The organism is Enterococcus avium (assembly GCF_002891025.1).
Lineage (GTDB): Bacteria > Bacillota > Bacilli > Lactobacillales > Enterococcaceae > Enterococcus_A > Enterococcus_A avium.
In genome coordinates this window covers 2466315-2487781 of record NZ_NBSL01000002.1, presented here as the reverse complement: position 1 = coordinate 2487781, position 21467 = coordinate 2466315, and the positions used below count along the sequence as shown (strand labels likewise).

Sequence of the window (21467 nt, the reverse complement as noted above, 5' to 3'; positions counted from 1 at the left end):
AATATATTTATTGGATTGAGAGGCTAAGCCGTTCCCCCCTTGGGTCATTGAACCCGCACTCGAGAGACTGGCTCCTCTCTCTGATAAGTGGATTGCGTATGAGTTAGATGTTGAAAGTCCTTACTTTACTCCGTATCTCGTACAAGGTAGTGACGCTTTTCAGTTGAGTGGATTTCAATCCAAAATTCTTTTTTTGAAAGGTCAGATATACATGTACTTTTTAGGCATTGATATCGGTAAACGCACTCACGTTGCTTCTATCATGAACGAGGAAGGAAAGGTATTACTAAAAGGTTTTTCATTTCCTAACACCACTGAAGGAGCAGAGTCATTAATTGAGCGAATGGTCGACTATTCCGGAGCACCCAGTGACTTTGTTATAGGGATGGAAGCCACGGGGCACTATTGGCTGTCCATCTTTTCATACCTTCACGAATCAGATTATTTGATTCACGTTGTGAATCCCCTTCAAACAGACGGATGGCGTAAAGGTACAGAAATACGGAAACGAAAAAACGATATTATTGATTCTGTTTTGATTGCTGACTTAATGCGCTATGGCTCATTTGTCGAAACGGTCTTATCCGATGAAAATGTTTTTTCTTTGAAACAACTTTCTCGTTACCGAACTTATTTAGTAGGTACAGCGAGCGACTTCAAAAGAAAAATTATAGCCGTATTGGATCAAGTCTTTCCAGAATACGCGACGATTTTTACCAAGCAGGGCGTTTTCGGAAAAGCTTCTAAAGAGTTATTGCTGGCGTTTAGTGCCCCGATCGACTTAGAAAACATTTCCTCAGAAACTTTGGCCCAATACTTAGCTGAGTTAAGCAGGAACCGAATCAAGGCAGAAAAAGCGGACCAATTGAAGCAAGCAGCTTCTAACTCCTTTGGAGTAAAATTTGCTCAAGAAGCGTTCACCTTCCAACTACGTTCAATGATTGAACAATTAAAATTCATTGAAAGCCAAATAAAGGAAACGGAAAGAGAAATCAAGCACATAATGGACACTTTAAATTCTGTTATTCTCACAATTCCTGGAATTGGTCCTATAAACGGTGCGACTATTCTTGGTGAGATCGGAGATATTCAAAAATTTTCTAACCCGAAAAAACTCGTTGCTTACGCTGGGATAGACGCTTCCGTGACACAATCAGGGCAATATGAGGCAACGCATAATGTTATGAGTAAACGAGGGTCTCCATATTTGCGAAAAGCCTTGTTTTCGGCGGCTTTAGTAGCTTCTCAATGTGATCCTGTTTTTAGTGCGTTTTACCAGAAAAAAGTTTCCGAAGGAAAACATCATCTAACTGCCTTAGGTGCGGTTTCTCGTAAGCTTTGTTACGTGATTCATGCTATTTTGACTAAAAACGAGCCTTATATAATTGTTTCTGATTAGCTATTGAACATTCAAAAAAACTAATGGTAAGAAGCTTATTTGTTGTACCCTTTTTTCGGAATTATCTGTTATAAAATATTTTTTGATTTGGCTAATTTTTACTTGACTCTATATAGTTAGTCTCTCTGACTTATAAAGCGTGTATGCTTTTATTTGTTGAGAGGGGTGTAAAAATGAAAGAATCAACGCGTTATGAAAAAATTGATGGTGCCGCTTTTGAAGAAATGTTTAGTCAATATTTACCGATTGTCTATAGTATGCAATCCCGTTATTCGATTCGTGATTTTGATTTTGATGACTGGCTGCAGGAGGGACGAATCGCACTGAATGATGCCCTGCAGAGCTACTGTAAGGGTCGTGGAACAACGTTTGGCTTATACTACAAGATGATATTTGAAAATCGAATTCGTTCTCTCTTGCGTCGTCAGCAAGCTCAAAAACGATTTGCCCAACAACAGGCTGTATCAATGGATAAAGCTGATATGGAGGCTTTTGATGAACACTTTCAATATCATGAGTACATGGAAGAAAATCTATTTATTAGTGAGATGTTACTAGCTGGAGAAGTTCCACTGTCTTCATTAGAAAATCGGTCCTTGTATTACTATCTCAAGGGTGAGGAGCCCTCGACGATCGCTCAGCTTCTAAATGAATCAGAAAAGGCGATCCGTAACGCGTTGAATCGGGCAAAGAACAAATTAAAGAAAAAACTATATGATTTAGATGAATAAGGGCTGCATTCAGCTTAATAAGGTATAAAGTTGCATATTTTTTTATCTTATGATAACATTGAAAAGTTTTAGATTTGTGCTATAATGTATTTTGAGGTGAACTGTATGCCAACAACTTTAGCGTCTATCAAGAAAAACTTGGAAGACCGTATTGGTGCTCCGATTATGCTTGTTGCTCAGACGGGACGCAAGCGTCAAACGCAACGCAAGGGAATCTTAACTGAGACATATCCTTCCGTATTTGTGGTTGATTTGGACCCAGAAGAAAATTCTTTCGAACGTGTTTCATACAGCTATTCCGATGTATTGACTCGCACAGTAGAGATCGAATTTTTAACAGAAGCAATTTAAAAACCATGGAGCGTATGCTCCATGGTTTTTATTTGTCTTCGACGTTCTTTTGTGTTTCTTTAGCTGCTTTATTTTGTTCAACTAAAAGATCACGAATATCTGCTAAATATTCTTCAGCTGTCGGTACTGGTACCTCTTCTTCTTTTTCTTCTTTAGAAATACTACTTTTTGCTTTGTTTGCAGCTTTAACAATCAGGAATAAAACAAAACCAGTAATAATAAAGGTGATCAATGCACTAATTACATCACCAAACGCAAAGGTCACGCCTTTAACTGGTTTCCAATCCAAAACGGACATCGCCTCGTTCAAATCTTTTCCTTTCGTAAACAATGACACGATCAGCCCAACCAACGGTGTAATTAATCCATTAACAATATTTGTCACAATTGCAGTAAATGCAGTACCGATTACAACACCAACAGCAAGATCAATGACATTGCCTCTCATCAAGAAATCTTTAAATTCTTTAATCATAGGGTCTTCCTCCTTATTTGCAAATTGTATACCATCCAACGTTTTACTATCTTCTTATCAGATAAGCTTTTCCAAATATACTTTCCTTTTTACGATAGACATCACTTCGTATAATCAAAAAACAGAAATGGAGCCAGCGAAGTTGGATGAGAATTTTTCCTTAATTTTTAGTATAGCGAAAGAAGAAAAAAATTTGAAATAAAACAGACTATCGGTCAGCGCAGATTTCGAATCTTGGAGCTCGCCTGTGCTATAATTAGCTTTAGTGATAAAGACAAAGGAAGACCCTTTTTTCGTTTTTTTAGAAGTATTGGGGAGGGTTCCTTTTAGCGGAGAATATCTAGCTTGAAAATCAAGCCTATTTTTCTTTGAAAAAAATAATTGATTAGCATAAAAAAGGAGCTTTGTAATGATCGAACTTAAGAAGGGCGTGCGGCTGCACGTTATTGCGACAAAGAAATACAAAACAATTCAAATCTACGGGCGCTTTACCACCCGTTTAACCAAAGAAATCATGACTAAGCGAGCCCTTTTGGCGAACTTGTTGGAGACCAATTCTTTGCGCTATCCAGATCAAACCAAATTGAGCGGACAATTAGCCGAGCTTTACGGTGCCAGTTTCGGGTTGAATGTTGGACGCAAAGGGAATCTGCATTGGTTAGACATTGGTTTAGGCATTGTCAATGGAAAATACGTTGATGATCCAAAGCTATTACCAGCCGCAATGGATTTTTTGAAGGAAATTTTGTTTTACCCTAATATCCAGGATGGAAAATTCGATGAGCAAACCTTTCAGTTAGAAAAAGAAAATTTGCAAAGCTATATCGAGACATTGCAGGAAGACAAGCAGACAATGGCTTCCTTAAAGATCAAAGAGACCTATTTTACGGATGAGGCGCAAAAATTACCAAGCTTTGGTACAGTAGATGATTTAGAGAGTGAGACAAACGAAGGTCTTGCGGCATATTATCAGGAGATGATTACACAAGATCAAGTAGATTTATTTGTGATTGGTGATGTAGAGGAAGCGGAAATGGCCGAGCTTTTCAAAGAGCTGCCTTTTGCCCAGCGAAAAGAAAGCTTCCCGGCTATTTATTATTATCAAGCCAGTGATAATGTGATTCGCGAACAGCAAGTTCAAGAAACGGTGACACAAGGGAAATTGAATCTGGCGTATTCAACCGATGTTTATTACGAAGATACTGACCGTTTTGCACTGCTGGTCTTTAATGGCTTGTTCGGCGGGTTTCCTCATTCAAAATTGTTTATGAATGTCAGAGAAAAGGCAAGCTTAGCTTATTATGCCTCAAGCTCTTTTGATACATTTCGTGGTTATTTGCAGGTGCAAACGGGAATCAATAGCGACAACCGTCAGAAAGTTTTACGTTTGATTGAGGAACAGCTACTCGAATTACAAGCTGGTAATTTCACTGATTTGGCTTTCCAGCAAACGAAAGCGATGTTGAAAAATCATTACTTACTAGGCTTAGATAGTATGCAAAATGCGATCGAGACGACTTACTTGGCGCAGTGGCTGCCGCAAAGTAAATTAACAGACGAAGAATGGCTGAGACGTTTAGCTGCTGTGACACCAAAAGATGTACAGAAAGTCGCGAAAAAAATTCGTCTGCAGGCGATCTTCTTTTTAGATGGAGGACAACAGAATGGATAAAGTAGCCTATCAAAAAATCAATGAAATCTTATACAAGGAAATTTTGCCAAATGGCTTAACGGTCTATTTGTTGCCAAAGGCTGGATATCACAAGACGTACGGCCTATTTAGCACCAATTACGGTTCGATCGACAATGAGTTTATCCCACGTGGCGGAACAGAGTACATCAAAGTTCCTGATGGGATCGCTCACTTTTTAGAACACAAGATGTTTGAAAAGGAAGATGGCGATGTGTTTCAAAAGTTTGGTGAGCAAGGGGCATCGGCAAACGCCTTTACCAGCTTTACTCGCACAAGCTATCTATTTTCGACGACTGATCAATTGGAATTGAATTTAGGAACTTTGCTAGATTTTGTGCAAGCTCCGTATTTTACGGAAGAGTCTGTGCAAAAAGAGCAAGGAATCATTGGGCAAGAAATTCAAATGTATCAAGATGATCCGGGGTGGCAGCAGTTTTTCGCTATTTTAAAAAATATGTATCCGAAGCATCCTCTGCATATTGATATTGCAGGAACGATTGATTCGATTGCAGAAATTACAGCCGAAGATCTATACACGTGCTACAATACGTTTTATCATCCCAGCAATATGACGCTATTTGTCGTGGGAAATCTGGAGCCGGAAGCCTTAATGGCCTTCATTCGGGAAAACCAAGCAAAGAAAACTTTTGAAGCGCCAGAACCGATCCAACGCCGGTTTCCACAGGAATCACCTGATGAAATCATTAAACGCAGTGAAGAAAAGATGCCAATTACAATACCGAAAGCAATTGTCGGGATCAAAGGTTTGGCAGAATTACCAAAAGACAATAAGGAACGTCTGATCTTCAAAATTTCGATGGACCTTTTATTCCAAATGCTATTAGGGACGACTTCACAGAACTATTTACGCTTATATAATGAGGGGTTACTAGACGACAGCTTTGGCTACGAATTTTCATTAGACCGCAGCTTCCATTTTGCGGATTTTGGCGGCGATAGTGAAAATCCGCAAATGCTAGCAGATCGCTTGACGGAGATTTTACTGCATTTTGACAGCGATCCAGAAGTTAATGAGAAAAATCTGACGCTTTTGAAGAAAAAAATGTTAGGAAAATATTTCCAATCTTTGAACTCATTAGAGTATGTTGCCAATCAATTTACCCAGTCATTGTATGGTGAATGGACGCTGTTTGATATGCCCGAAATCATTCAAGAAATAGAATTGACAGATGTTTTGGCTGCGGGTGAATTATTCATCAAAGAAGAAGCCTTCACGCGATTTTATATGGAGAAGAATATTCCTAGTTAAAAAAGTATTAGTATAAAGGAGGGATAGAATGCCTTATGCGTTAGTAATGGGGGCGAGCGGGGATATCGGTCAAGCTGTTTGCGAAAAACTAGCGGGGCAAGGCTGGTCCCTCTATTGCCACTATAATCAACAAAAAGAAAAAGTTTTAAATTTCGTTTCAGACTTACAGAAACGTTATCCTCAGCAAGATTTTTTTATGGTATCCTTAGACATGTTGAAGGAAACAGAAGTTCCGAGCTTTCTTGAACACTTATTTCAAGTGGATGGGATTGTTTTTGCCTCAGGCTTTACTTTTTACGAGTTGCTGCCAGAGACAAAAGCAGATCAAATGGATGCGTTATGGCAAGTTCATTTGAAAACACCGCTACTTTTGTTACAGAGTTTGCAGGAGAAATTGGCAAAAAATGGAAACGGCCGTGTCGTATTTATCGGATCAGTTTATGGACATCGTGGAAGCAGCATGGAGACTGTCTATAGTGCTGTAAAGGGCGCGCAAGAAGCGTTTGTAAAAGCTTACGCCAAAGAGGTCGCAACTTTAGGAATCACTGTTAATGTCGTGGCACCTGGTGCTGTCCAAACGAAAATGAATGATAATTGGGAGCCGCAAGAGCTGACAGAGTTGATTTCGGAAATTCCTTTAGGACGATTGGCTGACCCCAAAGAAATCGCCGCAGCCTGCAATTACTTATTTTCAAAAGAAGCTAGCTATACCACAGGCATTGTATTGCCTGTTACGGGCGGCTGGTTGGAATAGGAACGAAGATATCAATTCTTTGCCTAACTTTAAATAGGAAAAAAAGTATGATAGACGTGATGAAAAACTAAGATTATTTTCTTAATAAGATAATCTCACTAATATGAATTAGGAGTAGAGAACCAAGTGGCTAGTATTAATATTGGAGAAACACTACGTAAAGCCCGGATCGATAAAAAAATCAGTTTAGATGAGCTGCAGCAACGCACAAAAATCCAAAAACGTTATTTGCTGGCAATAGAAGAAAATGACTTCCATGAATTGCCTAGTGATTATTATTTGCGGACATTTATTCGTCAATATGCAGATGAGGTCAAACTTGACGGTAATTATTTGATTGATGTTCTGGATGGTAAGGATCGTCCGATGCCGACTTATCCTGAATTAGAAACCGTTGATGGACTGAGAAAAAATAAGCATGTTGAAAGTCCGACGCGGGCTCGTTTTAAAGCGACCTTGCCGATGATTCTGTTGGGATTGGTGGCACTAGCGATTATTTCGGTGGTCGGTTATATGACTTGGCTGGATCATCAAGAAACCGCAATTATTCCAGAAAATAGTTCCGTTCAAGTTGAACGCTCAGATGTCTCATTATCCGTGGCAGAAAAAGTTTCATCTTCACAACCGAAACCAGTGGAATCCTCAAAAGAGCCAGAAAAACCAAAAATGGCCTTCACGATGGAAAATAATACGACGAACGCGGCGACGATGAAAGTGGAGCATGCGGAAAAACCGTTAAAAATTAGTTTCACTGGAACAGAACGCGTATGGGTCGGTGTCCAAGTCAATGGCGCGTTGACGTATCAGAAGACCTTGGAGAAAGGTGAATCTGAAACAACTGAGCTTCCTGCTGATACGGCTCAAGCAGTGATCACTGTTGGCATGGCAAAATACGCAGAAGTAAAAATCAACGATCAAGCCCTTGATTTCCAACCTGGGAACTCGTTGTTGCAAAAGAATATTACGTTGAATATTGCCTACGCATCTTAGGGCTGTGTTTAAATTGAATTAGGAGGAATTCATAATGAATTTACCAAATAAACTGACTGTCATTCGGATTTTCATGATTCCAATCTTTATGATCGTCGTCTTAGCTCCGTGGGATTGGGGCACATTGCAGGTTGGTAATACTGATTTAGCAGTGACTCAACTGGTGGGTGCGATTATTTTCGCGATAGCCAGCTATACCGACCATCTTGATGGGAAAATTGCTCGTCGCGATGGCTTGGTCACCAACTTCGGAAAATTCGCAGATCCTTTGGCAGATAAGATGCTGGTGATGACGGCGTTTATTATTTTAGTCGAACAAGGAAAAGCCCCTTCTTGGGTAATTGCTATTATTGTTTGTCGCGAGTTGGCGGTAACGGGGTTACGTTTATTGATTGTTGAACAAGGCGGCGGTGTTATGGCAGCTGCAATGCCAGGGAAAATTAAGACTGCGACACAAATGGTCGGAATCGTATTGCTTTATTTAAACAATGTGCCATTTAACTTTATTGGCATCTCAATGGATCAAATTATGTTGTATATCTGCTTATTCTTTACCGTTTATTCAGGTTATGACTACTTTGCTAAAAACACAGCGATATTTAAAGGTTCAATGTAAAAAATCAAAATTACGGTCAGTAGGATAGGAAAATCTATCTTACTGGTCGTTTTTTCTGTTTTTTCTGTTGTACTTTCTGTTATAGTGGAGAAAAATTGCGTATCTTAGAAAGAAGAGGAATAAATGAAAGCAGAAATTATTGCCGTGGGCACAGAGCTCTTATTAGGACAAGTCGTGAATACCAATGCAACATTCTTGTCAGAAAAGCTAGCGGATATGGGAATTGAGGTTTATTATCACACCGTTGTAGGGGATAATCCGCAGCGTTTAGAAGAGTTACTGCAATTAGCAGATACACGTAGTGAATTGATTATCTTGTGCGGCGGCTTAGGACCAACGGATGACGATTTAACGAAAAATGTTTTGGCCGAGCACGTCGGAGTGCCATTAGTACAAAATCAAGCAGGATTAGAAGCCCTTAACAGCTTCTTTATCCAACGACAAAGTACGATGACGCCGAATAATTTACGTCAGATCGAAACATTGCAAGATGGGATTCCGTTACCGAACCGTACTGGCTTAGCCATTGGTTGTTTATATAAAGGCAAGAAAAACAATTATATCTTATTGCCAGGACCACCAAGCGAATTAAAGCCAATGTTCTTGGAACAAGCCCGACCATTGTTAGAAAAAGAATTTCCAACAACGGAAAAGCTTACTTCTCGGGTACTGCGTTTCTTCGGAATCGGAGAATCGAAATTAGTGACCGACTTAGCGGAGATGATTACACACCAGTCTAATCCCACAATCGCACCTTACGCAAAGCCAAATGAGGTGACTTTGCGGATCACAGCGAAAACAGAGGATGAGATCTCAGCAAATGCTTTATTAAATCAAACAGAAGCCGAGATCATGGCAAAAGTCGGCGAGTTCTTTTATGGTTATGGAGAAGAGAACAGCTTAGTCGAAGTTGTGGTGAACTTACTGAAAGAAAAACAGCTGAGTATCACAGCAGCAGAAAGCTTAACTGCTGGTGAATTTCAAGCGACGTTAGGTACGATTCCTGGCGTCTCTGAGGTCTTTCCAGGGGGATTTGTCACATATTCCGAGACAACTAAAGCAAGCTTTCTAGGTATCAATCCGATGCTACTAGAAAGTGTCGGCGTGGTGAGTGAAGAATGTGCGAAGGAAATGGCAGAAGCAGCTTTGCGTTTAGCAGAAACAGATTTTGCTCTGTCCTTTACCGGAGTGGCGGGTCCTGACGAGCTGGAAGGAAAACCTAAGGGAACGGTTTATATTGCGTTGGCTCAAAAAGATGGTGAGACGTTGATTAGTGAAAATCATTTTACTCGGGATCGTTCGTATGTCCGCCATAGCTCCGTCATGAAGGGCTTAGACATGGTACGGCGAGCAATTCTAAACAAAAGTTAAAAAAGCGAATGTTTGTTCGTTTTTTGCTTGCTTTTTTGATTTCAAACCGATAAACTAGGGATATTGAAAAAGCAATAATGATGTGTAAAGCATATTGATTATAAGAAATAGGGAGGATCAGCTATTGGCAAATGATCGCAAGGCAGCCTTAGATGCTGCAATGAAGAAGATTGAAAAGAATTATGGTAAAGGTTCGATCATGAAATTAGGAGAAAAGGTCGATCAGCAAATCTCAACAATTCCAAGCGGTTCTTTGGCATTGGACGTTGCGTTAGGTGTTGGTGGATACCCTCGTGGACGAATCATCGAAGTATATGGTCCAGAAAGTTCTGGTAAAACAACGGTTGCACTGCATGCGATTGCAGAAGTTCAAAAACATGGCGGGACGGCAGCTTTTATTGATGCCGAGCACGCATTGGATCCTCAATACGCACAACGTCTAGGTGTAAACATTGATGAATTGCTGCTATCACAACCAGATACTGGGGAACAAGGCTTAGAAATTGCAGATGCTTTAGTTTCAAGTGGCGCAGTCGATATTATCGTTATTGACTCGGTGGCCGCGCTAGTCCCCCGTGCTGAAATCGATGGCGAGATGGGTGATGCGCACGTTGGTCTGCAGGCTCGTTTGATGTCACAAGCATTGCGCAAGCTGTCAGGCTCTATCAACAAAACAAAGACTATTGCCGTCTTCATTAACCAAATTCGTGAAAAAGTCGGTGTTATGTTTGGTAATCCTGAAACAACGCCTGGTGGACGTGCATTGAAGTTCTACGCAACCGTTCGCTTAGAAGTACGTCGTGCGGAGCAATTGAAAAATGGAACGGATATCGTTGGTAATCGTACCAAGATCAAAGTCGTTAAGAATAAAGTAGCGCCACCATTCAAGGTAGCTGAAGTTGATATTATGTATGGCTTCGGAATCTCGCAAGAAGGCGAATTGTTAGATATGGCTGTGGAACAAGACATCGTCGACAAGAGCGGTGCTTGGTATGGCTATAAAGAAGATCGGATTGGACAAGGACGCGAAAACGCTAAGAAGTATTTGGCGGATCATCCAGAAATGATGGCAGAAGTTGCGACACGTGTACGTGCAGCTTATGGTATCGGTGAAGAAGGCGATGTGACGGAAGCTGAAGAAGCGGGTCAGGAAGAATTGCCTTTAGATGAATAAAAAACAAATCAACACTAATGATGAGGCATATTTGTCCGGTCATTAGTGTTTTTTTGCGGACTATTTTACAGCGGATCAAAGCGCTTTATTGTTGAATCTGGCAAAAGAGAAATAAAGTTGACACGCTATCAGACAAACATTAGAATAAAGTTGTGTGACTCTCACACATATGCAAGTAGGCATATTGATAATTTGACATTCGTTTATCAAAAAACTACAGATAGGTAAATAAGATAGTACGGAGGTGGATTTAATGTTAGTTCCTATTCTCCTCGCTATCATCGGTTTAATTGTCGGTCTTGGTTTGGGTTTCATGGTCGCAAAAGCACGCCATGAAAAAGAAATTGATGGGGCACAAAACACAGCTAGAGGGATCATTACGCATGCAAATAAAGAAGCGGAAACCTTGAAGAAAGAAGCTTTGTTGGAAGCCAAGGAAGAAAACCAGCAGTATCGCGCACAAGTTGAAAGTGAGTTGAAAGAAAGCAGACAAGAATTAAAATCACAAGAAAATCGCTTGCTTCAAAGAGAACAGACTTTAGATCGTAAAGATGATTCTCTAGAGAAGCGTGAGCACTCACTGGAAGAAAAAGAAACAAAGATCAGTGCTAGACAGCAATTAATTGACGAGCGAGAAAAAGATGTAGAACAACTGATTAATGAACAACAAACAAAATTGGAACAGGTTGCTTCTTTAACGAAGGATGAAGCGAAAGAAGTAATTATGAAGAGAACCGAAGAGGAATTGAACCATGAGTTAACCGTTATGGTCAAGGAATCTGAGCAACGTGCCAAGGAAGAAGCTGATCGCAAGGCGAAGAATCTTTTAGCGATGGCGATTCAACGCTGTGGTGCTGATGCTGTTTCTGAAACGACTGTTTCGGTGGTTACATTGCCAAATGATGAGATGAAAGGTCGCATCATTGGACGTGAAGGCCGTAATATTCGAACATTAGAAACATTGACGGGGATCGATTTAATTATTGATGATACACCAGAAGCGGTTGTTTTATCCGGCTTTGATCCAATCAGACGGGAAATTGCTCGGATGACGTTAGAGAAATTGATTCAAGATGGCCGGATTCATCCGGCACGGATCGAAGAAATGGTTGAAAAATCTCGCAAAGAAATGGATGAACGTATTCGCGAATACGGGGAACAAGCGGCCTTTGAAGTTGGTGCGCATACCCTGCATCCAGATTTGATCAAGATTTTAGGTCGTTTGCATTTCCGTACCAGCTATGGTCAAAACGTGTTGAATCACTCAATTGAAGTAGCGAAATTAACCGGTGTGTTAGCTGCAGAACTTGGTGAAAATGTTCAATTAGCGCAACGCGCAGGATTGCTTCATGATATTGGTAAAGCACTAGACCACGAGATTGAAGGGTCTCACGTTGAAATTGGCGCTGAATTAGCCGCGAAATATCGTGAAAATCCGGTCGTGATTAATGCAATTGCCTCTCACCATGGAGATACAGAAGCAACTTCAGTGATATCTGTTTTAGTAGCCGCTGCCGATGCAGTGTCAGCTGCTCGACCAGGTGCGCGGAGTGAATCTTTAGAAAACTATATCCGTCGTTTAGAAAACTTAGAAAACATTTCAAATAGTTTTGATGGAGTTGATTCTAGCTTCGCAGTTCAAGCCGGACGTGAAGTACGTGTTATGGTCAAACCAGAAGAAATTTCTGATTTGGATTCTGTTCGTTTGGTTCGCGATATCCGTCGCAGAATTGAAGACGAATTGGATTACCCCGGACATATTAAAGTAGTGGTTATTCGTGAGACACGAGCAACCGACTATGCAAAATAGTCAACAGACTTAGTAACCAAATAAGAGTTCAATCGCCTATGGGAAAGATTGAGCTCTTATTTCTTTTTCGTTCTAGACGTTTCAGCTTGGATAACTCAGCGACTGATAACCAAGCAAAAAAAATCTCTATTAATAGCCATAACGAATGTATGATAAGGTAAGTAGCTGCTTTAATTTCTTTGCTTGCGTAGTGGATAAGGAAATAGCCTTTTTGTTTAAGATGTTGGAAATCTCTACATTCATTTGACTCAGCATAAATGGAATAGGGCGTTCTTCTTTTCTTAATTCATTTTGATAGTTAGCTAATACTTTTTGTAGTGCTTGACTATTTTGATCTGTGTCTAATTCTCTTAGGATTTCTGTAATGAGTGCGAGAACTTGATCGCTGCGTTCTTTTCCACCTGAGAACCAGTTTAGTTTTGACATCATGTTTCACTCCTTAATTATTTACTCAAGGAGGAGACTGTAGATTACTCTTTGGTCTGCTGGCTTTGCCTAAATTCTTGAGTAAGGATATAATCACAAGATACGCTAACTCCTCATTATTTGCCACTGTTAGCCTATTCAATATTTTAGGAGAAAGCTTCAACTCAAATATCTTGAACGTCAGAAAATTATTCTAAAATAAAAAGTACTGTCATTATGCTAATAAATAACCGCTGTATTAGTGTGATGTTGCTTATAGCAGCAAAGAAACATGGGCTTTTAGAAAAAATAGACACTGCTATTTAAAAAACGCTTCATTTATTTAAAAGGATAGCTTCAAAGCAAGAATTCATTTAAAATAGAGTACAAGAAAAGAAAGAATGGGAGTAAAAGGATGACGACAATCAGTCGCTGGTTCAAACGGCATGCTACATTATTAAAAATCATCTTCTTTGGGATTGTTTTATTTTTCGTGGCGAATCAAGTGAAAAATATCGCTCATGGAATGAGTTGGCAAACCGTTTGGCAAACGATCAAGCAACAGGATCAAGTAGCATTATTAAGTATGTTTGGGATCGGCCTTTGTGGTGTTCTGCCCATGCTTTTATATGATCACGTGGCAATCACGACACTCGAAGCGACGGGACGTCCGCGAATGAACTTTAAAGAATGGCTAGTTTCTGCCTGGACCACTAATACAATCAATAATTTGGCCGGATTCGGCGGTGTGGTCGGAGTGAGTCTGCGCTCTAGTTTTTACGGTAAGGGGATGGAGAAGAAAAAAGTACTGGCTGTGATCTCCAAGATTGCTATTTTCATGCTAGCGGGGCTTTCCATCATGGCCTTCATTACGTCTTTAGATTTGATTATTTTTCGAACACAAAATCCCTTTGTGCGTTATCGTTTTTGGTTATTAGCAGGTGGTGCTTTTGCGCCGCTTTTATTCATTTTTGTTTATAGTCGACGCCGTACGATTTTTAAAGAGTTTCGGCTGAAACAAATTTTTGAATTGTATCTAGCATCATTGGGCCAATGGTTAGGTGCGCTGATAGTCTTCTTATCGGTTGGCTATTTGATGGGTGTGAAATTGAATATCGGTGATATTTATCCAATGTTTGTGATTGCGACTGGTCTAGGGATGCTGACGATGGTGCCAGGTGGCGCAGGAACATTTGATGTGATGATGATTTTGGGTTTGGGGCATCTCGGGTTGAATCAAAGTACAGCGGTCGTTTGGATCTTGTTTTATCGAATATTTTATTACCTAGTTCCTTTTATAACGGGTATCGTCATTTTTTTGACTAATACCAGTGTCAAAATGAATCGTTATTTTGATAATCTGCCGCGTGTGCTTTCACAAAAGTTTGCTCATGTCATTATGGTCAGTGCTGTCTATTTTGCCGGGATTATGATGATTCTATTATCTACATTAACAAACTTATCTAATATCAGCCGCCTATTTCAAGTACTACTGCCGTTCTCCTTTGATTTTCTGGATCAGACATTGAACTTATTGATTGGTTTCTTGCTTCTGGGATTTGCTAGAGGAATCTCGCAAAAAGTAAAGCGGGCATTTTGGCCAACAATCTTATTATTGATTTTTGGGATTATTAATACGGTAGCGCGGACAGCATCGGTTCGTTTGATTGTTGTTTATGTGGTGATTTTATTGATCGTCTGGATGTCACGAAGGGAATTTTACCGAGAACGGTTTGTGTATTCTTGGGGGGCGTTGGTTTTTGATGGGATTCTATTCGGATTATTGTTTATCTTTTATGCGGTAGCAGGCTATCACAGTGGTCAGATCTGGAGTACGGAACGGTTATCGGCGAAATATTTCGCCTTCCCGTCAGAAGAAATTTGGTTCTCCGGTTTAGTCGGATTGATTTTATCAATTTTATGTTTAGCGATCCTCTATCAATATTTAACGCAAAGTGAGACAAAACTGGGAGCTGCTTGGGATGAGAAACGCTTCAACTATTTAATCAATCGCTATGGCGGCACGCCTGCTAGTCATTATTTACGTGTATCGGGCTATCAGTATTTTTATTATCAAGAAAACGGCAACGATCAAATCGTTTTTGGTTTTCAGACGCGAGCAAATAAGTGTTTTGTTCTGGGCGATCCTGTGGGCAATCCTGAAAAATGGCAGGCGGCTACTTTTGCCTTTATGGAACATGCAGATAAGTTGGGCTATCAGCTGGCCTTTTATAAAATATCAGAAGAGTATGTTCTACTCCTACATGATTTAGGCTTTCATTTTGATAAGATCGGTGAGACGGGGGTTACGGATTTCACTCGTCATAAACATGATGTTTTTTCTGATCGCTTTGAATTTAAACGCTTGACAAACGAGGGGTATCAATTTATTTATTTTGAAAATCTGCCAGAGGAAGTTTTTGAGGAGCTAGAGGAAATTTCAGATGAATGGTTGAATGGTGAAAAGGAAAAATGTTTCTCAGTAGGCCGCTTCGATCGTGGGTACATTGAAACAAGTAATGTCGGAATTGCACGTGATCCGCAAAATCGGATTGTCGGATTTATCACTGAACAGCCAATCAATAAGGAGAAGGCGTCCTTTGATCTTTTACGTTTCCGAAACGATGTACCGAATGAGCTGCCGACTTTTCTAAAGCTGCATTTGATGGATGAGTTGAAACGACAAGGATATTGTGAAGTATATCAAGGCATGGCGCCTTTAGCCAAAGTTGGCGAGACTTCTTTTGCTTTTTTAGGAGAGCGGATCATGAATTTGATCTATAAATATGGTCATTCGATTTATGCTTTTCAACAAGTTACAGAGGAAAAAACGGTTTATGTGGATCGATGGCGACCAAGATATTTCGCTTATATGAAGGATAGCAGCTTTTTATTCTCAGCCTTACAATTACTTTATTTAATTGGTCGAGGAAAGAACAAAGGTGTCACGATTTCAGAAGAAATGATCGAAGTATAAAAAGACGAGCCCGTTACGGCTCGTCTTTTTCATTCATGCGTACTTCAATCAATCGTGATAGATGTACCTTTCTTTTCTTCGTAATCCGTTCGGGGGAGTATCAACGTGAGCACACCATTTTCAAATTTTGCGCTAATTTTTTCTTCATCAATGCTTTTCACTACAAATTGACGGTGGTATGCACTGCTGGAGCGTTCTCGGCGGACAAAACGACCATCATCTTTAACTTCATTTTCGCTCGTGTGTTCGGCATCAATCGAAAGTATCTCATTCGTATAGTTCACGGAAATTTCTGATTTTTCAAATCCTGGCAGATCCGCTTTGACTTCATAGTGATCATCCATATCGCGAATATCGACACTCATTTTTCGGTCATCCCAAAACGTGTTCATCAGCTTGCCTACTAATTCTTCTCCATCTAACCAATTATTTTTCGGCAGTAGATTCATCTGGTATTCCTCCTATTTTATATTATCCCGGCGTGCAACATTGTTCTTTCTTTCATGGTAAAGCCTCAGGTGGAATTATTCAACTAATTTAGGGCGCCTATGCTAGAATGAATTATCTATACATTTATTATGGGCTATGATAGAATCGTCTAGTGAAAAATTTGAACGGGTGAGAAAATGGAAATTATGGAGAAAGCCCCAGCGAAAATCAATTTGGGCCTCGATATTTTAGGCAAACGACCAGATGGCTTGCATGAATTGGCGATGGTCATGGCCAGCATCGACCTAGCAGATCGTTTGTATTTGGAAGAAATTCCGGAAAACAAAATCATCATTGAGACCAATAAGGCTTTTTTACCCACCGATAAAAAGAATCATGTTTATGAAGCGCTAGAACTGGTTAAGGAGCGCTTTGAGATAAAACAGGGCTTACGGGTCAAAATTCATAAAGAAATTCCTGTAGCGGCCGGTTTAGGCGGCGGCTCAACGGATTCAGCGGCGGCTTTACGAGCGGTAAATCGTTTATGGAATTTGGGATTATCAGTTAAGGAATTGGCTAGCTTAGGTGCTGAGGTTGGTTCAGATGTTCCCTATTGTGTATATGGACAAACCTCGTTAGTCGAGGGCTTTGGTGAGAAAGTGACCCCGATTGCTCCAATGCCGCAGTGTTGGGTAGTGGTGGTTAAGCCGCGGATGAGTGTATCGACACGCACGATTTTTGCTAAGATTGTAATGGAGGATTTATATCATCCGGATATTCAAGCGCTGGTCTCAGCTATTGAAGAAAATGATTACCAGAAGATGAACCAAAACTTAGGGAATTCGATGGAAGTCGTAACAATTAAAAAGCATCCGATCATCCAGCAGCTAAAAGATCGTATGCTGAAATATGGCGCAGATGCTGCGATGATGAGCGGCAGTGGTCCTACGGTGTATGCGCTGTGTCATAAGTATTCCCGCGCGAAGCATGTGTTCAATGCGCTGAAAGGTTTTTGTGATGAAGTATATCTAGTGCGGACATTAAAGTAAAAAATCTGCGACTAAAGCATTTTTCCAACTTTTGGAAAGGTGCTTTTTCATTTTAACAGTTTTGAAACAAAGTGGCTTTTAAACAAAAAAAGTAGACGGCTATCTTCTATGATGTGTTAGATAAAGTTTCATTTAATGGATAAAATAACGTTCGGAGAAAAGAAAAACGAATACAGGTTTGATCCTTCATATGAATGAAATATCATTTATATTACGGTTTATCAGCCTTATTCGTATTCAAATCGTAATTTTTACGTTTTGTGTTGACGGATAGAAAAACATCTGTTAAATTAATCTTTGTCTTAAAACGAGAAGAGAAGGTGTTTAGATAGATGAAGATGCAAAAAGGCCTACTTTTACTAGGAACTGTGGTACTATCTGTTTTGCTGACTGCTTGCGGTGGACAAGAGAAAAAAGAGGCCTCATCCAATGAAAAAATTCAGGTGATGACGACGTTTTACCCAATGTACGAATTCACCAAACAGGTGGTAGGAGATAAAGGCGATATAGAATTGCTGATTCCTGCAGGTACCGAACCCCATGATTTTGAACCATCAGCCAAAGATTTGGCAAAAATTTCAGATTCTGATGTCTTTGTCTATAATAGTCCAGAGCTAGAAACGTGGACAGATAATTTGACGGATACGATTGATACGAAACAAACGGAAATCATTCAAGCTTCTAAAGATATCAAATTGATGGAAGGCACAGAGCATGAACACGAAGAAGCACATGATCATGACACTCAGGAACATGAAGAACACGGACATTCACATGAATTAGATCCCCATGTTTGGTTGGATCCTGCTTTGGCAATCAAGGAAGTCGAAACAATCCGTGATCAGCTAAGTAAAAAATATCCAGATGACAAAGCAGCATTTGAAAAAAATGCGGCAAGCTATATTGATGAATTAAAGAAATTAGATGAAGAGTTTCAAACAGCATTTAAGGACGCGAAGAATAAAACCTTTGTGACGCAGCATGCGGCATTTGGCTATTTAGCTAACCAGTATGGGTTAACCCAAGAAGCGATTGCCGGCATTTCCCCCGATCAAGAACCGTCACCAAGTCGTCTGAGCGAGTTGAAACATTATGTGGATGACAACCAAGTGAAGGTCATTTATTTTGAAGAGAATGCTTCTTCAAAAGTTGCCGAGACTTTGTCTAAAGAAACTGGCGTGAAATTGGAAGTCTTGAATCCATTAGAGAGTTTGACAGATAAGCAAATCAAAGATGGTGAAGACTATCTTTCTGTTATGCGAGAGAATTTGGCCGCATTGAAGGAAAGTGTTCATTAGTAAAAGGAGCGAAAAGAATGTCGTATATCGAGGTAGAAGACCTCTCATTCTATTATGACAACGAACCTGTATTAGAAAATGTGTCCTATCATGTGGACCCTGGCGAATTTGTCATTTTAACGGGAGAAAATGGTGCCGCAAAATCGACATTGATCAAAGCGACATTAGGGCTATTAAAGCCGAGTAGCGGAAAAGTTATGATTGCAAAGAAGAATGCCGAAGGGAAAAAATTGAGTATCGGCTATATTCCACAACAAGTAGCATCGTTCAATGCCGGTTTTCCTAGTACCGTTTTAGAATTGGTGGAATCTGGCCGCTATCCACAAGGAAAATGGTTCAAAAAGTTATCTGAACGCGACCATGAACATGTACAAAAGGCGTTGGAGTCAGTAGATATGTGGAATATGCGTCACAAGAAGGTAGGAGAATTATCTGGTGGACAAAAACAGCGAATCAGTTTGGCACGGTTATTTGCTAAAGATCCGGATTTATTTATTCTAGATGAGCCGACAACGGGAATGGATGAAAAATCCCGCAATGATTTTTATAATTTACTGCGCCACAGTGCTCATGTGCACGGTAAAAGTATCTTAATGATTACCCACGATCATGAGGACACCAAAAAATATATTGATCGCCACATTCGATTGGTGCGAAAGGAGAATTCAAAATGGCGTTGCTTTCATATGAATTCATGAGACGTGCCTTCCTGGCAGCGATTTTTATCGCCGGAATCGCTCCAATGCTGGGAGTCTTTCTAGTGATTCGACGACAGTCGTTAATGGCGGATACTCTATCCCACGTTTCGCTGGCAGGAGTAGCATTAGGCTTCTTCTTGAATTTGAATCCGACGGGAACAACGTTGTTAGTAGTGGTTGTTGCCGCAATCATCATGGAATATTTACAGAATATGTATAGCTCTTATTCGGAAATTTCCATTGCGATCTTAATGGCAGCCGGCCTAGCCATCGCATTGGTATTAATGAGTCTGGCTCCGGGAAGCTCGGCAGTCAGCATCCAATCGTATCTATTTGGTTCGATCGTGACGATTACTTGGCAACAGGTTATCTTTTTAGGAATTCTCTTTGTTTTAGTCGGTATTTTATTCCTGCTATTCAAGCGACCTATGTATGTATTGACCTTTGATGAAGACATCGCGGCTGTTGATGGTCTGCCTGTTCGTATGATGTCGATGATTTTCAATGTTGTGACGGGAGTAGCTATTGCAATTATGATTCCAATCGCAGGAGCCTTGTTAATCTCAGCTATCATGGTATTGCCAGCAGCAATCGGTATGCGAGTAGGAAAAAGTTTTAACATTGTGATCTTCGTCAGCGTGCTTGTTGGCTTTATTGGAATGATTGGTGGTCTGACTGGTTCATATTATTTAGATACACCGCCGGGTGCGACGATCACACTTGGTTTTATCTTATTGTTTTTAGTAATCAATGGAATCCGTCAGTTGCGGATCTTGGTTCAGCGAAAACAGATGCAAAATTAGAGGAAAGCGAAAGCTTTTCCTCTTTTTTTGCAAAATAATTAATAAATTCCGAACTTTTAAACTTTAAAACAAGAAAATGCTCGAATTTTATCAGCTAAACCCTTATAATGGGAAACGATAAATCAGAATAGGCGATCATCTGCTTTTTCTTTATAAGAGTTAAGCGATGATAGGCATTGAGCATCAACCTTTTTTCATCAAGAAAAAATACACTAATACGAAATAGGATGCCAGTTCCACTTTGAACTTTAGTTCATTAGTGGAATGGTATTCGTTTTGAGCATCAACCTTTTTCACCAAGAAAAAATACATTAATACGAAATAGGAGTGAATTACGTGAAAGTGCGTCGAAGTGAACGATTAATCGACATGACACAATATTTGTTGGATCATCCACATGACTTGATCCCATTGACTTTTTTTGCGGCTCGATACGGTTCAGCCAAATCTTCTATCAGTGAAGACTTAGCAATTGTAAAGAAAACCTTCAAGGAACGAGGAACAGGCTTTCTAGAAACGATTCCTGGTGCTGCCGGCGGTGTTGTCTTTACACCAAGTATTACGGATGCAGAAGCACAGGAATATATCGAATCTTTGGCTGAGCGTTTGTCTGAAGAGGATCGTTTATTGCCAGGCGGATATGTATATCTATCTGATATGTTGGGTCAGCCTGACTTATTACGTAAAGTTGGACGAATCATTGCGGCGCAATATTTAGATAAAAAAGTTGATGCAGTCATGACGGTTGCTACTAAAGGCGTACCAATCGCGCAAGCAGTCTCTTATTATTTGAATGCCCCATTCGTAATCGTTCGTCGCGACTCGAAAATTACAGAAGGTTCGACAGTTAGTGTGAACTATGTTTCTGGCTCATCAGAACGGATCGAAAAAATGGAGCTGTCAAAGCGCAGCTTAAAACGTGGTTCAAAGGTTTTGATTGTGGATGATTTCATGAAGGGCGGAGGTACCGTCAATGGAATGAAGAGCCTGATTGAAGAATTTGAAGCAGAACTTGTAGGAATTACTGTCTTTGCTGAGTCTAAGTTTAAAGGCGAGCGGGCTATTGACGACTATAATTCGTTGCTATTTGTTCAAGACGTTGATACTAGTACGAAAACTATCAGTGTTGTACCTGGTAATTGCTTCAATAAATAGACAATAAGAATGCTAGGTT

At 40.1% G+C, this 21467-nt stretch carries 20 protein-coding genes; 17 read left to right on the top strand and 3 right to left on the bottom strand.

Annotation, left to right across the window (positions count from 1 at the left end):
• Positions 1-211 precede the first annotated feature (211 nt).
• The 3 genes from AUF14_RS12470 to AUF14_RS12460 all read left to right on the top strand — a co-directional run bounded on the left by AUF14_RS12470 (position 212) and on the right by AUF14_RS12460 (position 2481).
• Entirely contained in the window at positions 212-1399 is a 1188-nt protein-coding gene (locus AUF14_RS12470; RefSeq protein ID WP_002297293.1) for an IS110 family RNA-guided transposase, read from the top strand.
• A gap of 173 nt (positions 1400-1572) precedes the next feature.
• Positions 1573-2130: a sigma-70 family RNA polymerase sigma factor gene (locus AUF14_RS12465; protein ID WP_016179427.1), complete on the top strand. Its 558-nt coding sequence runs from the start codon at positions 1573-1575 to the stop codon at positions 2128-2130.
• 105 nt (positions 2131-2235) lie between these two features.
• A complete protein-coding gene (locus AUF14_RS12460; RefSeq protein WP_010782106.1) occupies positions 2236-2481 on the top strand; it encodes a Veg family protein in 246 nt (81 codons plus the stop codon).
• Between the two features lie 28 nt (positions 2482-2509).
• Here the strand turns inward: AUF14_RS12460 and mscL are convergent, their stop codons facing one another.
• Positions 2510-2956 carry a large conductance mechanosensitive channel protein MscL gene (mscL, locus tag AUF14_RS12455; RefSeq protein ID WP_016179428.1) on the bottom strand — a complete coding sequence of 149 codons (447 nt, stop codon included), beginning with the start codon at positions 2954-2956 and terminating at the stop codon, positions 2510-2512.
• 409 nt (positions 2957-3365) lie between these two features.
• Here mscL and yfmF point away from each other — a divergent pair, with 409 nt between their 5' ends.
• From yfmF to rny, 8 genes are all read left to right on the top strand, one after another.
• On the top strand, positions 3366-4628 hold the full coding sequence (yfmF, locus tag AUF14_RS12450) for an EF-P 5-aminopentanol modification-associated protein YfmF (RefSeq protein ID WP_049220172.1): 1263 nt from the start codon (positions 3366-3368) through the stop codon (positions 4626-4628).
• Positions 4621-5919 (top strand): EF-P 5-aminopentanol modification-associated protein YfmH, encoded by a 1299-nt coding sequence (gene yfmH / locus AUF14_RS12445; RefSeq protein WP_049220174.1) that lies wholly within the window; start codon positions 4621-4623, stop codon positions 5917-5919. Before yfmF ends, yfmH begins: the two co-directional genes overlap by 8 nt.
• 28 nt (positions 5920-5947) lie before the next feature.
• Positions 5948-6673: an elongation factor P 5-aminopentanone reductase gene (gene ymfI / locus AUF14_RS12440; protein ID WP_016179431.1), complete on the top strand. Its 726-nt coding sequence runs from the start codon at positions 5948-5950 to the stop codon at positions 6671-6673.
• 126 nt (positions 6674-6799) lie between these two features.
• On the top strand, positions 6800-7663 hold the full coding sequence (locus AUF14_RS12435; protein WP_049220176.1) for a RodZ domain-containing protein: 864 nt from the start codon (positions 6800-6802) through the stop codon (positions 7661-7663).
• 34 nt (positions 7664-7697) lie between these two features.
• The gene (pgsA, locus tag AUF14_RS12430) at positions 7698-8279 is read left to right on the top strand and encodes a CDP-diacylglycerol--glycerol-3-phosphate 3-phosphatidyltransferase (protein ID WP_049220178.1); all 582 of its coding nucleotides are present in this window, start codon (positions 7698-7700) and stop codon (positions 8277-8279) included.
• 123 nt (positions 8280-8402) lie between these two features.
• A complete protein-coding gene (locus AUF14_RS12425; protein ID WP_048719424.1) occupies positions 8403-9650 on the top strand; it encodes a competence/damage-inducible protein A in 1248 nt (415 codons plus the stop codon).
• 124 nt (positions 9651-9774) lie between these two features.
• Positions 9775-10824: a recombinase RecA gene (gene recA, locus AUF14_RS12420; protein ID WP_016179435.1), complete on the top strand. Its 1050-nt coding sequence runs from the start codon at positions 9775-9777 to the stop codon at positions 10822-10824.
• A 253-nt stretch (positions 10825-11077) separates the two neighbouring features.
• Positions 11078-12634, top strand: coding sequence for a ribonuclease Y (gene rny / locus AUF14_RS12415; protein WP_016179436.1), 1557 nt, complete (start codon positions 11078-11080; stop codon positions 12632-12634).
• A 129-nt stretch (positions 12635-12763) separates the two neighbouring features.
• On the opposite strand, the gene AUF14_RS12410 is transcribed toward rny, so the two are convergent.
• On the bottom strand, positions 12764-13063 hold the full coding sequence (locus tag AUF14_RS12410; RefSeq protein ID WP_049219220.1) for a bacteriocin immunity protein: 300 nt from the start codon (positions 13061-13063) through the stop codon (positions 12764-12766).
• Between the two features lie 391 nt (positions 13064-13454).
• Here AUF14_RS12410 and mprF point away from each other — a divergent pair, with 391 nt between their 5' ends.
• Positions 13455-16016, top strand: a complete 2562-nt coding sequence (gene mprF / locus AUF14_RS12405) for a bifunctional lysylphosphatidylglycerol flippase/synthetase MprF (RefSeq protein WP_049219221.1) — start codon at positions 13455-13457, stop codon at positions 16014-16016.
• A gap of 44 nt (positions 16017-16060) precedes the next feature.
• Here mprF and AUF14_RS12400 read toward each other — a convergent pair whose 3' ends face one another.
• Positions 16061-16465 carry an Hsp20/alpha crystallin family protein gene (locus tag AUF14_RS12400; protein WP_016179439.1) on the bottom strand — a complete coding sequence of 135 codons (405 nt, stop codon included), beginning with the start codon at positions 16463-16465 and terminating at the stop codon, positions 16061-16063.
• A 177-nt stretch (positions 16466-16642) separates the two neighbouring features.
• Between AUF14_RS12400 and ispE the strand changes: the two genes are divergently transcribed.
• From ispE to purR, 5 genes are all read left to right on the top strand, one after another.
• A complete protein-coding gene (ispE, locus tag AUF14_RS12395) occupies positions 16643-17494 on the top strand; it encodes a 4-(cytidine 5'-diphospho)-2-C-methyl-D-erythritol kinase (protein ID WP_049219223.1) in 852 nt (283 codons plus the stop codon).
• A 332-nt stretch (positions 17495-17826) separates the two neighbouring features.
• Positions 17827-18792: a metal ABC transporter substrate-binding protein gene (locus AUF14_RS12390; protein ID WP_102866069.1), complete on the top strand. Its 966-nt coding sequence runs from the start codon at positions 17827-17829 to the stop codon at positions 18790-18792.
• A gap of 17 nt (positions 18793-18809) precedes the next feature.
• Positions 18810-19490, top strand: coding sequence for a metal ABC transporter ATP-binding protein (locus AUF14_RS12385; protein WP_048720259.1), 681 nt, complete (start codon positions 18810-18812; stop codon positions 19488-19490).
• On the top strand, positions 19463-20293 hold the full coding sequence (locus tag AUF14_RS12380) for a metal ABC transporter permease (protein ID WP_016179443.1): 831 nt from the start codon (positions 19463-19465) through the stop codon (positions 20291-20293). The genes AUF14_RS12385 and AUF14_RS12380 overlap by 28 nt, the downstream gene beginning before the upstream one ends.
• Before the next feature lie 336 nt (positions 20294-20629).
• Positions 20630-21448 (top strand): pur operon repressor, encoded by an 819-nt coding sequence (purR, locus tag AUF14_RS12375; protein WP_016179444.1) that lies wholly within the window; start codon positions 20630-20632, stop codon positions 21446-21448.
• Positions 21449-21467: the final 19 nt, after the last annotated feature.

Excerpts from the sequence above, each read along its gene's own strand:
- AUF14_RS12470 (WP_002297293.1), top strand. The coding sequence starts at position 212 with ATGTACTTTTTAGGCATTGATATCGGTAAACGCACTCACGTTGCTTCT.
- AUF14_RS12465 (WP_016179427.1), top strand. The coding sequence starts at position 1,573 with ATGAAAGAATCAACGCGTTATGAAAAAATTGATGGTGCCGCTTTTGAA.
- AUF14_RS12460 (WP_010782106.1), top strand. The coding sequence starts at position 2,236 with ATGCCAACAACTTTAGCGTCTATCAAGAAAAACTTGGAAGACCGTATT.
- mscL (WP_016179428.1), bottom strand. The coding sequence starts at position 2,956 with ATGATTAAAGAATTTAAAGATTTCTTGATGAGAGGCAATGTCATTGAT.
- yfmF (WP_049220172.1), top strand. The coding sequence starts at position 3,366 with ATGATCGAACTTAAGAAGGGCGTGCGGCTGCACGTTATTGCGACAAAG.
- yfmH (WP_049220174.1), top strand. The coding sequence starts at position 4,621 with ATGGATAAAGTAGCCTATCAAAAAATCAATGAAATCTTATACAAGGAA.
- ymfI (WP_016179431.1), top strand. The coding sequence starts at position 5,948 with ATGCCTTATGCGTTAGTAATGGGGGCGAGCGGGGATATCGGTCAAGCT.
- pgsA (WP_049220178.1), top strand. The coding sequence starts at position 7,698 with ATGAATTTACCAAATAAACTGACTGTCATTCGGATTTTCATGATTCCA.
- AUF14_RS12425 (WP_048719424.1), top strand. The coding sequence starts at position 8,403 with ATGAAAGCAGAAATTATTGCCGTGGGCACAGAGCTCTTATTAGGACAA.
- rny (WP_016179436.1), top strand. The coding sequence starts at position 11,078 with ATGTTAGTTCCTATTCTCCTCGCTATCATCGGTTTAATTGTCGGTCTT.
- AUF14_RS12410 (WP_049219220.1), bottom strand. The coding sequence starts at position 13,063 with ATGATGTCAAAACTAAACTGGTTCTCAGGTGGAAAAGAACGCAGCGAT.
- mprF (WP_049219221.1), top strand. The coding sequence starts at position 13,455 with ATGACGACAATCAGTCGCTGGTTCAAACGGCATGCTACATTATTAAAA.
- AUF14_RS12400 (WP_016179439.1), bottom strand. The coding sequence starts at position 16,465 with ATGAATCTACTGCCGAAAAATAATTGGTTAGATGGAGAAGAATTAGTA.
- ispE (WP_049219223.1), top strand. The coding sequence starts at position 16,643 with ATGGAAATTATGGAGAAAGCCCCAGCGAAAATCAATTTGGGCCTCGAT.
- AUF14_RS12390 (WP_102866069.1), top strand. The coding sequence starts at position 17,827 with ATGAAGATGCAAAAAGGCCTACTTTTACTAGGAACTGTGGTACTATCT.
- AUF14_RS12385 (WP_048720259.1), top strand. The coding sequence starts at position 18,810 with ATGTCGTATATCGAGGTAGAAGACCTCTCATTCTATTATGACAACGAA.
- AUF14_RS12380 (WP_016179443.1), top strand. The coding sequence starts at position 19,463 with ATGGCGTTGCTTTCATATGAATTCATGAGACGTGCCTTCCTGGCAGCG.